The sequence below is a fragment of the Flavobacterium sp. B167r genome, assembly GCF_056824315.1.
Map to the genome: position 1 here is coordinate 3,667,711 of NZ_CP124859.1, position 13,020 is coordinate 3,680,730.

A 13,020-nucleotide genomic window follows, 5' to 3' on the forward strand; every position below is an offset into this window, starting at 1 on the left:
AAACTAAATCAAATGAATACAATAGAATGCAATGGAGTATATGTTTTTTTGTTTCAAGTTTCAAGTTTCAAGGCTCACTAATAACCTCTGAATCTAAAAAAAAAACTTAGCATCTCAGAATCTTAGCATCTCAGAACCTTAACTAATATAATTCCAAATATTTTTCTTCTTAGTCATTTCGATGAAAATCGCTCTAAGAATAGCATTTTCAGGTTTTTGAAGTGCAGAATCCTCTTTTAAGATTTTCATGGCATAATTTCGAGCCAAAGAGAGAATATCTCGATCTTTTACGATATCAGCAATCTGCAGATTCAAAACACCACTTTGCTGCGTTCCCATTAAATCACCGGGACCGCGAAGTTTTAAATCTACTTCGGCAATTTCAAAACCGTCATTGGTTTGAACCATCGTTTCCATTCTGGTTTTACTGTCAGAACTTAATTTATGTCCTGTCATTAAGATGCAATAACTCTGTTCGGCACCACGACCAACACGTCCGCGCAGCTGATGCAATTGCGAAAGCCCAAATCTTTCAGCGCTTTCTATAATCATTACACTGGCATTTGGAACGTTTACTCCAACTTCAATCACGGTTGTAGCCACCATAATATCGGTTTTTCCTTCTGAGAAACGTTTCATTTCAGAATCTTTATCAGCTGGTTTCATTTTCCCGTGAAGAATAGAAATAGAATATTGCGGAAGAGGAAAATCACGAGAAATACTTTCGTAACCATCCATTAAATCCTTATAATCCATTTTTTCAGATTCCTGAATTAGCGGATACACAATATAAATTTGTCTTCCTTTTGCAATTTCATCACGAAGAAACTTCCACACTTTCAAACGATTGGAATCGTAGCGATGTACAGTCTGAATTGGTTTTCTTCCAGGAGGCAATTCGTCAATAACAGAAATATCCAAATCGCCATACAAACTCATAGCCAAAGTTCTTGGAATAGGAGTAGCGGTCATGACCAAAACGTGTGGCGGAATTTTATTTTTCTTCCATAATTTAGATCTTTGCTCCACACCAAAACGATGCTGCTCATCAATTACAGCCAAACCTAAATTCTGAAATTGCACCTTGTCTTCCAACAAAGCATGAGTTCCAATCAGGATTTTAAGTTCACCGCTAACTAATTCTTTATGAATAATTTTTCTTTCAGAAGTTTTAGTAGAACCCGTTAAAATTCGAATGTTGATATTAAGCGTTTTAGCAAATTCCGATAAACCAAGAAAATGCTGATTGGCCAAGATTTCCGTTGGCGCCATCAAACAAGCCTGAAAACCATTGTCAATTGCCAAAAGCATGCTCATAAAAGCAACAATCGTTTTTCCAGAACCCACATCACCTTGAAGCAAACGATTCATTTGAGCGTTGCTCCCCATATCTGTTCTGATTTCTTTGATTACTCTTTTCTGAGCATTCGTTAAATCAAAAGGAAGATGATTTTTATAAAATTCATTAAAAAGTTCGCCCACTTTATCAAATGGATGTCCTTTTATTTTATGTTTTCGAATGAGATTCTTTGTAATTAATTGCAACTGAATAAAGAACAACTCTTCAAATTTCAGTCTAAATTGCGCTTTCGCTAAAATCTCAGCACTTTTCGGAAAATGAATATTAAATAATGCTGCTCTTTTCGGAATCAGTTTTAATTCTTCAATTAAAAAAGGAGGAAATGTTTCTGTAAACAATGCTTGTGTTTCCAGAAAAAGCTGTTCCATCAATTTATTAATCGTTCGGTTCGAAATTCCTTTATTGGATAAAGCTTCCGTCGAAGGATAAACAGGTTGCATCGCCGAACGCAAACTTTTTTCGTGCTCGCTTAACAATTCAATTTCGGGATGCGCCATGCTAAATTGGCTTCCATAAAGAGAACATTTTCCAAAAATCACTATAGTTTCATTCAATTTCAAACTTTCGCGAATCCATTTGTGACCTTGAAACCAGTTTAAATCGATTTGCCCTGTATCGTCAACAAAACTTGCTACAAGACGCTTTTTGTTTTTGGCAAATTCAACCGTTTTAATGTGAATTATTTTTCCAATAATTTGAACTTCAGAACCTGTATTCTGCAATTCGTTAATCTTGTAATAACGCGTTCTGTCAATATATCGATTTGGAAAAAGATTGACTAAATCTCCATATTTGTGAATGCCCAATTCCTTACGAAGCAACTGGCCGCGACTCGGACCAACGCCTTTTAAGTATTCAATTGGGGTTTCTAGAAGATTATTAGACATTCGAAGATTTAGATTTTTTGAGAAGAAAGAAGCAAGAAAAAAGATCAATTACAATCTCGTTATCTTTCTTCTTTCTTCTTTTTTCTTTAGAAAAGCGAAGATAGATTTTAATTAGGAATTTTGAAAATGAATTGTCGTTTTCAAGTCTTTGAATATTAAGTTATCGTTAAGTTGCAAAAGAAAGACGCAACTATTTTAAACAAGGAAAGTCTTATTAATAGTTAACCATCAAAAACTTTAAAAATGAAAAAAATTGGACTTTTAATTGTAATGCTTGTTTCTCTTGTTTCTTGTTCTGACGATGATGATAAGGAAAGTTATGTTGTCACAGATTATTACGGAACATGGGTGCAGTATGCTGAACCAAAGTTTGCAAATGATCCCTCTTCAAATCAATATTCTTATGTATTTAATAAAGATAATACATTTTCAAAAACTAGAAAGTATGAAAATATCAATGTAACCATGACAGGAACTTTTGAGATTATAGCCATAGAAAATAAGACATGTTTTGTATTAACTTATAAAGAGAAAAAGGATAATTCATTCATTTCCAATTGTACAGGAGGTTTGATAGAAAGCTTTACTCTGGACAACTTAGGATATTTGGCAGATGATGCTCGTGCATGCGATGCTGGTTTCGTCTATAAGAAAGCAGACTAAACTTGTAATATGTAAAATTTGTAAAACTCCGTTGGGAAACTAGCGGAGTTTTTTTGTTTTTATCTTGAGTAAAATTTTAATAAAAAAAGATAATTGCTAGATTTGTTTAAATTATAAGCCTCAAATTATGATTAAAGAAGAAAAAGTTCCTTTTGAAACTATGGTGTTTTCTGGCATTACATTCAAAGTAATTAACCGACATGATGCGCACACTATTATTGGAGATCTTACCGATTTCAACAATAATAAAATTTATAATGTTTTTGAAGACACTTGGCGTTTTCCTGATTACGAAGAAAACCCGATATTTCTATTAGCTGAAGATGATGTAGAAATGGATCTATTCGAAATGGATTTCAGTACAGAAGAACATCCAGATGTTTTTATTTTAGGATTTATTTTTAAAGGAAATCTAACGGTTACAAAGCTTATCAGTTCTTATGATACTGATAATTCTCCTGCTTTAATTGTTTTAGGAAAAACTACGACAGTCAATATTAATTTGTTCGGAAGCGTTCATTATTTGGGCGGAGGTTTGCAGTGCGATTCATTAGTCGGAGAATACAATCACGGCGAACTTTTTGTCAAAGGCGATCTTGTTGCATGGCTGATTTATACGGATGATATGTTGTTTCATTTTGAACGTTTTACAGATATTCAGGCAATTATAAGTGCCGGCAGACCCGATATTTTAATTTGCAGCAATGTTCAAGATACTGACGGATCTGTTATAACCGTAGAAAATTATTTGCCTTCAACGCATAAACTTTCTGATATTGTAGATGATGCTTTTATAGAATTTTCAAGTTATGGAAGTGAAATATTAGGCAACAATTATTTAGATGTTTTTAAAGAAGGACTTTCAATTTTAGATTACGATAAAAAAGAGAAATATTCTTATGCCGATTTTCGTAATCAGTTTATCAATATGGTTGAAGTTCTCTCTGAAAATGAGGAATTAAAAGAGAACGAAAAAATCGTTAGACACATTTCAGGAACAACTTATTTGTTTATTCCTTTTGATTATGAAGGAAAGAAATACAGCCAAATTTCTCAGGAAATTTCGAATGGTTTTAGCATTAGAATGCGCGCTTTATGGTGTCATGAAGATGAAGATATTCTGCTTATTTTAGAATATTTGAATGAAGACGGAGATCCAAAATATCAATGGATGAATGATGAAAATGCTCCAGGAATTGAGCTTTTCTGTGTAAAAAAGGCTGCGATAGAAACTTTCGAAATGTTGACTGCTGAAGTTGTTGAAAAAGAAGAAAATGATGATGACGATGAAAGAGAATATTCTGATTATGACAGCAGTTTTTCATTAGAAGAATTTGCAGTTCAATTTGGTGATTATAAAGTGCCAGCGGATTTAGTGAAATTACATGAATTTGAGCAGGAATATGGCGCGGAATCTTATTCTGAATGTTTTGGACTTACGATTACAGATGATAAAACGGGAATAAAAACATGGTCTGAGGAAGAAGAATTTTATAACAGTTTTATCGAATTTGCAGGTGCGAACGGCTCAGGAAGTTCGTATGCTTATTGGCTTATTGATGAGAATTTAAATAATTGTCCAATTGTAGTTTTTGGCGACGAAGGCGGAATTCATATTGTGGCAGAAAACACTCAAAAATTGATTCAGCTTCTAACTTTAAACACAGAAATATCAGTCGATTTTGATAAAGCTTATTTCTATAAAGACGAGGAATATTACGAAGAAAGTGAAAACTTGCAAGAGTTTCATGATTGGGTTAAGGAAGAATTTAATCTCGATGCAATAGAATCTAACGAAGAAGCAGACGAAATTGTGGCCCAAGCCCAAAAAAAATATAAGCAAAAGTTCAATGATTTCTTAGTAAAGTTTGATATTGAAATTAGCGAAGAAGATGATGAATAGTTTTTTTTATCTTTGAATTTAAATTAAAAAATAATGAAAACACATTTAGCGCTTTTACGCGGAATCAACGTTTCTGGGCATAATATGATGAAAATGGAAGCTTTGAAAGCAATGCTTGAGAATCTTGGTTTTCAGAATGTTCGAACGTATTTGCAATCTGGAAATGTCTTTGTAGATAGTGAAGAAGAAGCTTCAAAAGTTGGTTTTATGATCAAACAGGAAATTTTTAAAGTTTTCGGTCATGAAGTTCCTGTCGTAATGATTACCAAAGAAAATCTGCAATCTTGTTTTGCTAATAATCAGTTTTTTAAGGAGAAAGATATTGATACGAAAAAGCTTTATGTTGCTTTCGTTTCAACGGTTTTAAAAAAGGAAAACATCAATGATTTGAAAATTTCTCAGTTTAAACCTGATGAAGCTAGTATTGATGAAAACAGAATTTTCATTAAATATGCCGTTGGCGCTGGAAAAACACGATTTGATCAAAAATATATCGAAAAAAAATTAAATGTAACCGCAACAATTCGAAACTGGAACACGGTAACGAACTTGCTTAAAATGTATGAAGAATAATGAAAAAGTATTTTTTTATAGTTTTTGTTTTTGTAATGAGTTTAAGCTCTACAGTTTACGCTCAGAATACAAAGCAAGCTCCAGAAGATTTTAATGTCTTTTTTAAGAAATTCAATGAAGATCAGAAATTTCAAGTCGCCAGAGTTATTTTTCCTTTAAAATACAGAATGAACAATGATGATTTAGAATTAACGGATTATACCATGACAAAAGAAAAGTATAAACTTCTTAATTTGAACAAAAAGTCTGATGAGAAATATTTGAAGCGCACATTAGTTGTAAAGAAAAATAAAGTCACGCTTCAAGAAAGAGGACTTGATAGTGGAATTTATATTGATTATGTCTTTGAATTAAAAGATAATAAGTGGTTTCTAAAAACTTGGCTTGACGAATCTACTTAAGATTATTCACGAAGCCATTTCTGCATAGCCGGAAAAGGAGATTTATTTTCTTTTTCGGCTTTTTCATTTCCAAGACACAATCCCATCCACTCCAGAAGAGGTAATCCCATATAATTTGCAGATTCAAAATTCGAAATAAACCAATCAGAATTACCTTTATATCCATTTGGGTGAAATACAAACTCAGCAGGAAAATGTAAATGATGAAGCGCGGCGTATGACCATAAAATAGCTGCAATTTCGTCTCCTTGAGTTGGCCAATCTTTAGAAATTTGTGTCGAACCAACCAATTTTCTTTCAGAAGGAATTGTTACAGCAAGATGTCCAGCTTCATGTAAAATATCACCAGGATAAAGCAATTCTCATAATCAATATAAATGCAATCAGGCCCTAATTCTAAGCCTGGTAAAAAGGTTTCTTTGAGTTCTTTTTCAATAATTTCAATGCCAATTTCTTTCAAAAAGAATACTACTTTTTTTACTTCATCTTTTTCTTTTAAATCCATATCAATTTGTTTTTAAAATATTTTTCTTGATGTAAATTGTGTCTGCATTATGAAAAGCTCCTTTTTTCAGACCGCCGCCATGAGGCTGTATAAATTGAATATTTTGAGATTCATAACCTTTTTTTTTAATTGTTTCATTTACGGCTAAAATAGGCGCTTCAAAACCGAAAAAAGTAAATTGGCGATATCTTTTTTCGTTCAAAGAAAAGTAACCACTTGACTGACTTAAAGTCTCACCAACGTTGCAGTTTTCAATTGGCTGTTTCGTTTCTGAATCGTAAATATAGCCAGCAATTTGAGGTCTTTTACAACGACTAACCAAACAACTTTGCAAAGCGAAAGAAATGAAAATCAGAACAATAAATTTATAAAAAAACTTCATTTATTTTTTAATTAAATCACAATACCAAAATCCAAAATCAAAAGCGGTTTCATCATTTGTATCGCAGGCTGTGTTGGTTGAATCTTTCTTTTCTGGTTTTTCATATTTTCGGTAAACAATTTCGCCAATTTCAAAATCAATTGGTTTTGAGAATATTGGTCCATCGAAAGTAAAAGTATGAAATTCACCATTTTCACCACAAACATCTACGTTTTCTGGTAAATGATTTATAAAATCTTGATCGATAACTCTTCCAACAAAACTTTTATCTAAATATTTTTCATTTACACAAACCACAATTGTTTTAAAACCTAACGAAATAAATTCTTGAATTAAATCGTGAGTTGGAATTTTCCAAATCGGAAAAACGCCACTAAACCCAATTTTAGCCAATTGATTTTCGCGATACTGACGTAAATCTTCTAGAAATATATCTCCAAAAATAGAATGTGTTATTCCGTTTTGTTTTAGTTCCGATAGAGTTTCGGTCATTACTTTTTCATACACCTCCATCGTTGGCATTTCTGGAACTTCAAGAATTTTTAACGGAATTCCGATGTTTTTGGCTTGTTCCTGTAATAGCTCAACTCTAATTCCGTGCATTGAAATACGCTGATATTGCTGGTTCACACTCGTCAGTAAACATTCAATTTGGTAATCTTTATTTTGTAGCGTTTTATATAAAGCAAGAGCAGAATCTTTTCCGCTGCTCCAGTTAAATAAGGCTTTTTGAGGTGTAGACACGATTTGGCAGTTTTATATTGTAAACTTACAAATTTCATTCTATTTGTAAAGGAAACCTTTGTAACTTTGGAATTTCGCCTTTCAAATTCGTTTCAATGAAATACATCTTTCTATTCTTCACCAGTTTTCTATTTGCACAGCAAACTAAATACGTCGATTTCAAATCTGTTTCTGGACAATTGTCATTAAATTCGAAAGATAAAATGATTTCTGGAACTGTCGATTTTCAATTTGAGGTTTTACAAGATACTGATACTATTTTGCTTGACGCTAAAAATATGGAATTTTCAAAGGTGAAAATCGATGAAAACGAAATCATGTTCATCAATACTAGCAAAGAATTAAAATTGGTTTTCCCTTTTAAAATAGGACAAAATCATTTGAGTTTTAGTTACACTGCAAAACCAAAGCAAGCCTTGTATTTTGTTGACATGGAGAATGAAGAAGTACAAATCTGGACGCAGGGGCAGGGCAGATATACCAGCAATTGGTTTCCTAGTTTTGATGATGTAAATGAAAAATTGATTTTTAATTTAGGCATTACTTACGATAAAGATTATCAGGTAGTTTCGAATGGAGTTTTAAATGAAAAAACAGCCAACGGAAATTTAAATCATTGGCAATATGAGATGGAAAAACCAATGAGTTCGTATTTATTAATGTTGGCGATTGGAAAATATGATAAAAAAGAATTTAAATCTAAAAGCCGAATTCCTTTAGAATATTACTATGAACCAAAAGATGCAGATCGTTTTGAGCCAACTTACCGCTATTCAAAGCGTATTTTTGATTTTCTTGAAAAAGAAATTGGAGTAAAATATCCTTGGAAAATTAACAGACAAATTCCCGTTAGAGACTTTTTGTATGCAGGAATGGAAAATACGACTTCGACACTTTTTGCAACGCGTTATGTAGTAGATTCAATAGGTTTTTGCGATCGAAATTATACTAATGTTGACGCGCACGAATTGGCACACCATTGGTTTGGAGATTTAATTACAGCTGAGAGCAGTACGCATCATTGGCTTCAGGAAGGTTTTGCTACTTACTTTGCTTTGCTTGCTGAAAAAGATATTTATGGCGAAGATTATTTTTACTCAAAATTATACGACACAGCGCAACAAATCAAATTTGCTTCTCGAACCGATGCTATTCCGGTTTTAAATGCGAAAGCAAGTTCTTTGACTTTTTATGAAAAAGGAGCTTGGACATTATTCGTTTTACATGAATCTATTGGAGATAAAGCCTTCAAAAAAGCAATTAAAAGTTATTTGAATAAATATGCTTATCAAACTGTAAACACTCAGAATTTCTTCGATGAAATTAAAAAAGTTTCTGATTTTGATTTGGATAAATTTCAGAAAACCTGGCTGGAATCTACTGTTTTTGATACGCCAACTGCAAATGAATTGTTGAGTAAAAACAAAACCATTCAAAAGCGATTAGAAATTGATAAATTGAAAAAAATACCTTTGAAAGATAAAGCAGATATTTTAAAAAATACTTTAGAATCTGACGTGTATCAATCTGTAAAAGAAGCTGTTGTTGATCAATTAGAAAATGAAAAATACGAAGATAAAAAGTCTCTTTTACTTTTGGCAATGCAAACCAATAATATAAAAGTGCGTCAGAATTTGGCGGGATCTTTGACGCAAATTCCTGAAGATTTTAGAACAAATTACGAAACCCTTTTGGATGATAAATCGTATCAGACACAAGAAATTGCACTTTATTGGCTGTGGCGAAATTTCCCAAATCATAGAACAGAATATTTGGATAAATCTAAAAACTGGATTGGTTTCAACGATTATAATCTTAGAACTTTATGGCTTTCTCTTGCTTTATCTACGCCAAACTATAGCAATGAGCAAGATTCTTTGATAAATGAGCTGATTGCATTTTCGTCTACAAAATATGAAGCTACAACACGACAAAATGCATTAGAAAAGTTAATTGCTTTTAAAATTATTAACGATCAGGTTTTGAGTAACTTAGTTGGTGCTACAACACATCATATGTGGCAGTTTTCGAAATTTGGAAGAGACACTATTAGGCTTCTGCTAAAAAATTCTGAAATGCGTGCTTCATTTAATAGAATTTTACCTAATTTGACCCCCGATGAACAGTTCCAATTGAATCGTTTGTTGAAAGAGTAAATTGGAGTTGAGTAGAAGAAAGAAGCAAGACGCAAGATTTCTAGAAAAAGGTAAAAAAGTCTTTCTTCTTGCATCTTTTCTCTATCAAGTCTCAAAAAATATCCCAAAAAACAAAACCTACATTACAATTTATGAGAGCATTGGTTATTTCAGGAGGCGGCAGTAAAGGCGCATTTGCCGGCGGTGTTGCCCAGTATTTGATAGAAGAAAAAAGACACGAATACGATTTATTTTTAGGAACATCAACAGGAAGTTTACTGATTCCGCATTTAGCTCTTGGTCATATCAAAAAAATACACTCTGTATACACCAATGTAACCATGTCGAGCATCTTCAATATTTGTCCGTTTGTGGTGAAAGTTAAAGACGGAGTAGATATCGTAACTATAAATCACTTCAACGTAATACGTCAGTTTTTTAAAGGGAAACGAACTTTTGGAGAAAGTAAAGGTTTGAAAAAATATATTCAGAATAACTTTTCGCTTTCTGATTTTAATAAATTGAAGAAACTAAAAACAGATGTAATTGTAACGGTAACGAATTTTACAACAAACGAATCTGAGTATAAATCGGCTAAGGATTGTACTTATGAAGAGTTTTGCGAATGGTCTTGGATATCGAGTAATTATGTTCCTTTTATGAGTTTGGTTGAAAAGAACAACTTTGAATATGGTGATGGAGGATTTTCAAGTTTAGTTCCGATTCGCGAAGCCATAAATCGCGGTGCTACAGAAATAGATGTAATTGTTCTTGAAACAGAAGTTAATACAACAAAGACGGTAATTGGAAAAAATCCGTTTTCGCTAATGATCGATTTGTTTCGAATTGCTTTAGATCAAGTTGAAAAACACGATATTGCTATAGGAAAACTTATGGCAAATACTAAAGATGTGAAACTTAACTTATATTACACTCCGATAAAATTAACAGACAATGCGTTGATTTTCAATAAAGATGTAATGAAAGAATGGTGGGAGCAAGGTTATGAATACGCTCAGAATAAGTCTGAGGTTATGAGTGATAACAGAAAGATGTAAGAATGAAAAATGCTTTTTTATATATTTTTATTTTTATTAGTCTGAATCTTTTTAGTCAGAAAAAATTATGTAGAGTTGAAGTTTTACCTACTGAGCAAATCTTTCAGAAAAATGAAATAAATAAATACTTAAAGTATGATTTTTCAAATGTCTGGAATGCGACAGATAATGATTTAGTTTATGGAGTTATTGGAGATAACTATGAAAGAATACAGATTAAATTCACTTCAATAAAAAGAAATAAAAACAAGACAAATGAATATTTTGTTTCAGGTAAATCAAAAGTGAAATCTAATGTTTGTGATTTTAGAGGTAAAATAATAATTTTAGCAATTAATGAAGTCAAACAGCAGAAGTTTGGTGTTGATGATGAGTACAAAAATAAAGGGATAAAAAAGCAAGGTTTGCTAACTGCTGCTTACGTATTCGATGAAGATATTAAACAAAATGGCTCTGGTAAATTTTCTGGTCGATTACAATCTTTATGGTATTTGGATAAAGGCGATTTGATGCAATATAATGACATCGAAAGTGATTCTGATGGATATTTTAATAATGCTTTTACAGGTATTTGGAAATCAAATAATTCAGGTAAGGAGAAGATTTGTAATTGGGGAGATTACAGAGTTCCAAATGTAAATTGCGATTTTGATATTGGAACTGCGGAATTAATGGTTTTCCAAAAATATAAAAAGAATGGATGGGCGATTAAACCAAAATTAAATTGGTGGTTATAAAAAAGCAAGATTTACAGAATAAATCTTGCCTTATCTATTTTTTAATACCACATTTCAGCAACTTCAGATTTCATAAAACTTAAAGCAGCATTGCTTGGAGATTGCTTTTCTAATAAATCATTCAAGATTATTTCGCGAAGTTTATCAGCGTTATCAACTTTTCCGCTCATTGCAGCCTTACGAATCATTTGGATTGTTGCGTTTTTTGCTGTTGTAATAATAGTCCAACATTCTTCAGACATATAAATCTGCTGCGTTAAATTGTGCTCGAATTCATGTTCGATTTGTTCTATTAAATAATTTTCGTAATCGTGTTTATTTTGAGAAATAGGAGAAACTCGAATTAATAATTTTGTCAAATTAATACGCTCCAAAAATAAAGTCATACGCTCGTATGCCTGTAAACGCACCGGAAGAGACTCTTTGTGTGCCTGTTTGTTTAATAAAAAGGCACGCTTTTTATCGTTATTTTTAATATGCAGTTCAAAAAAACTGTAAGCAACAAATCCAGTTACAATTGCAGGTAAAGTATAACTGGCTAATTCTATAATTCTTGTAAAATCCATTGGGTTAATTTTTTACAAAAATATACTTTTTGATGAGAAATCAACTTTAAATTTATGGGAATAAACAAAAAGGAAGATGTACTTTTGCAACTTGTTTTTTACTGAGGTCAAAATATATTTTTAATGGATTCATATATAATAGTTTTTCTTTGTTTGGCAGCATTTGCTGCAGGATTTATTGATGCAATTGTTGGTGGCGGCGGATTAATCCAAACTCCGATGGGATTAATTTTATTGCCAAATCTTCCCGTTTCGACTGTTGTTGGAACTTTGAAAATTCCAGCTTTTAGCGGAACTGCTTTTGCCGCTTTTCAATATCTAAAGAAAGTGGTTATTCAGTGGAAACTCTTGATTATCATGATGTGTCTGGCAGTTCCGTCAGCATTTTTGGGGTCTGCAATTTTGACAATGGTCAGCAATGATTTTATGAAACCGCTTTTATTGGTGGTTTTATCTTTGCTATTTGTATACACTTATGCCAAGAAAAATTTCGGACAGCATGTGGCAAAAGATCATTCGGCTAGGACTCAAATACTTTATGCTGTTGTTATCAGTATAATTGTTGGATTTTATGACGGATTTATAGGGCCAGGAACAGGAAGTTTTTTCGTTGTGGCTTTTATTGCACTTTTAGGTTTCGATTTTCTTCACGCTTCTGCGAATGCTAAAATGGTAAATCTGGCGACCAATTTCGGCTCGATTTGTCTTTTTATGATTAAAGGAAAAATCATTTGGACAATCGCAATTCCGATGGCAATCAGCAATGGACTTGGAGGTTGGCTTGGAGCAAAACTTGCCATCAATAAAGGAAACGGATTCATTCGAATTTTCTTTTTAATCGTTGTAATCGGAACTTTAATACGATTTGCATACGATGTGTTTTTTAAATAAGATGCTGAGTTGCTAAGATTCTAAGCATTATGTTTTTTTAAGAAAAGAAAACTTAGAACCTCAGTAACTTAGTATCTTAGAATCTTTTTAAAAAAACTGTTTGTTTCTAGCCCCGATTGAGGCGGTATCCTCGCAGCGTAGCGGAGAGATATAGCCGAAAGCGGGAAACCATGTTTAATAAAATGCCTGATGTTTGGCTTCAAAAAAAGAAAAAA

The 13,020-nt window shown here is 32.4% G+C and carries 14 protein-coding genes; 8 read left to right on the forward strand and 6 right to left on the reverse strand.

Annotated elements, in window-relative coordinates; translation table 11 throughout:
* Nucleotides 1-138: 138 nt before the first annotated feature.
* Nucleotides 139-2,247: an ATP-dependent DNA helicase RecG gene (recG, locus tag QLQ96_RS16430; RefSeq protein WP_482491824.1), complete on the reverse strand. Its 2,109-nt coding sequence runs from the start codon at nt 2,245-2,247 to the stop codon at nt 139-141.
* Nucleotides 2,248-2,490: 243 nt separating this feature from the next.
* Here recG and QLQ96_RS16435 point away from each other — a divergent pair, with 243 nt between their 5' ends.
* From QLQ96_RS16435 to QLQ96_RS16450, 4 genes are all read left to right on the forward strand, one after another.
* Nucleotides 2,491-2,910, forward strand: coding sequence for a hypothetical protein (locus tag QLQ96_RS16435; RefSeq protein WP_482491826.1), 420 nt, complete (start codon nt 2,491-2,493; stop codon nt 2,908-2,910).
* Between the two features lie 127 nt (nt 2,911-3,037).
* On the forward strand, nt 3,038-4,813 hold the full coding sequence (locus QLQ96_RS16440) for a hypothetical protein (RefSeq protein ID WP_482491828.1): 1,776 nt from the start codon (nt 3,038-3,040) through the stop codon (nt 4,811-4,813).
* A 33-nt stretch (nt 4,814-4,846) separates the two neighbouring features.
* Nucleotides 4,847-5,386, forward strand: coding sequence for a DUF1697 domain-containing protein (locus tag QLQ96_RS16445; RefSeq protein ID WP_482491830.1), 540 nt, complete (start codon nt 4,847-4,849; stop codon nt 5,384-5,386).
* Nucleotides 5,386-5,787 (forward strand): hypothetical protein, encoded by a 402-nt coding sequence (locus QLQ96_RS16450; protein WP_482491831.1) that lies wholly within the window; start codon nt 5,386-5,388, stop codon nt 5,785-5,787. The genes QLQ96_RS16445 and QLQ96_RS16450 overlap by 1 nt, the downstream gene beginning before the upstream one ends.
* A gap of 2 nt (nt 5,788-5,789) precedes the next feature.
* Here QLQ96_RS16450 and QLQ96_RS16455 read toward each other — a convergent pair whose 3' ends face one another.
* From QLQ96_RS16455 to QLQ96_RS16470, 4 genes are read right to left on the reverse strand one after another with little or no spacing between them, the layout of a single operon-like run.
* Nucleotides 5,790-6,146, reverse strand: a complete 357-nt coding sequence (locus tag QLQ96_RS16455) for a hypothetical protein (RefSeq protein ID WP_482491833.1) — start codon at nt 6,144-6,146, stop codon at nt 5,790-5,792.
* Complete coding sequence (locus tag QLQ96_RS16460) at nt 6,098-6,292, reverse strand: hypothetical protein (protein WP_482491835.1); 195 nt, start codon at nt 6,290-6,292, stop codon at nt 6,098-6,100. The genes QLQ96_RS16455 and QLQ96_RS16460 overlap by 49 nt, the downstream gene beginning before the upstream one ends.
* A gap of 1 nt (nt 6,293) precedes the next feature.
* A complete protein-coding gene (locus QLQ96_RS16465; RefSeq protein ID WP_482491836.1) occupies nt 6,294-6,674 on the reverse strand; it encodes a hypothetical protein in 381 nt (126 codons plus the stop codon).
* Complete coding sequence (locus tag QLQ96_RS16470) at nt 6,675-7,418, reverse strand: Dph6-related ATP pyrophosphatase (protein WP_482491837.1); 744 nt, start codon at nt 7,416-7,418, stop codon at nt 6,675-6,677.
* Nucleotides 7,419-7,513: 95 nt separating this feature from the next.
* Between QLQ96_RS16470 and QLQ96_RS16475 the strand changes: the two genes are divergently transcribed.
* The 3 genes from QLQ96_RS16475 to QLQ96_RS16485 all read left to right on the forward strand — a co-directional run bounded on the left by QLQ96_RS16475 (nt 7,514) and on the right by QLQ96_RS16485 (nt 11,348).
* A complete protein-coding gene (locus tag QLQ96_RS16475) occupies nt 7,514-9,574 on the forward strand; it encodes a M1 family metallopeptidase (RefSeq protein WP_482491839.1) in 2,061 nt (686 codons plus the stop codon).
* A gap of 131 nt (nt 9,575-9,705) precedes the next feature.
* Nucleotides 9,706-10,611, forward strand: coding sequence for a patatin-like phospholipase family protein (locus QLQ96_RS16480; RefSeq protein WP_482491840.1), 906 nt, complete (start codon nt 9,706-9,708; stop codon nt 10,609-10,611).
* Nucleotides 10,612-10,613: 2 nt separating this feature from the next.
* On the forward strand, nt 10,614-11,348 hold the full coding sequence (locus QLQ96_RS16485) for a hypothetical protein (RefSeq protein WP_482491841.1): 735 nt from the start codon (nt 10,614-10,616) through the stop codon (nt 11,346-11,348).
* A gap of 41 nt (nt 11,349-11,389) precedes the next feature.
* Here the strand turns inward: QLQ96_RS16485 and QLQ96_RS16490 are convergent, their stop codons facing one another.
* A complete protein-coding gene (locus tag QLQ96_RS16490; protein WP_482491842.1) occupies nt 11,390-11,914 on the reverse strand; it encodes a DUF7935 family protein in 525 nt (174 codons plus the stop codon).
* Between the two features lie 123 nt (nt 11,915-12,037).
* Between QLQ96_RS16490 and QLQ96_RS16495 the strand changes: the two genes are divergently transcribed.
* Nucleotides 12,038-12,805 (forward strand): sulfite exporter TauE/SafE family protein, encoded by a 768-nt coding sequence (locus QLQ96_RS16495; RefSeq protein WP_482491844.1) that lies wholly within the window; start codon nt 12,038-12,040, stop codon nt 12,803-12,805.
* Nucleotides 12,806-13,020 lie beyond the last annotated feature (215 nt).

Coding starts and splice junctions, on each gene's coding strand:
- recG (WP_482491824.1), bottom strand. CDS start 2,247: ATGTCTAATAATCTTCTAGAAACCCCAATTGAATACTTAAAAGGCGTT.
- QLQ96_RS16435 (WP_482491826.1), top strand. CDS start 2,491: ATGAAAAAAATTGGACTTTTAATTGTAATGCTTGTTTCTCTTGTTTCT.
- QLQ96_RS16440 (WP_482491828.1), top strand. CDS start 3,038: ATGATTAAAGAAGAAAAAGTTCCTTTTGAAACTATGGTGTTTTCTGGC.
- QLQ96_RS16445 (WP_482491830.1), top strand. CDS start 4,847: ATGAAAACACATTTAGCGCTTTTACGCGGAATCAACGTTTCTGGGCAT.
- QLQ96_RS16450 (WP_482491831.1), top strand. CDS start 5,386: ATGAAAAAGTATTTTTTTATAGTTTTTGTTTTTGTAATGAGTTTAAGC.
- QLQ96_RS16460 (WP_482491835.1), bottom strand. CDS start 6,292: ATGGATTTAAAAGAAAAAGATGAAGTAAAAAAAGTAGTATTCTTTTTG.
- QLQ96_RS16465 (WP_482491836.1), bottom strand. CDS start 6,674: ATGAAGTTTTTTTATAAATTTATTGTTCTGATTTTCATTTCTTTCGCT.
- QLQ96_RS16475 (WP_482491839.1), top strand. CDS start 7,514: ATGAAATACATCTTTCTATTCTTCACCAGTTTTCTATTTGCACAGCAA.
- QLQ96_RS16480 (WP_482491840.1), top strand. CDS start 9,706: ATGAGAGCATTGGTTATTTCAGGAGGCGGCAGTAAAGGCGCATTTGCC.
- QLQ96_RS16485 (WP_482491841.1), top strand. CDS start 10,614: ATGAAAAATGCTTTTTTATATATTTTTATTTTTATTAGTCTGAATCTT.
- QLQ96_RS16490 (WP_482491842.1), bottom strand. CDS start 11,914: ATGGATTTTACAAGAATTATAGAATTAGCCAGTTATACTTTACCTGCA.
- QLQ96_RS16495 (WP_482491844.1), top strand. CDS start 12,038: ATGGATTCATATATAATAGTTTTTCTTTGTTTGGCAGCATTTGCTGCA.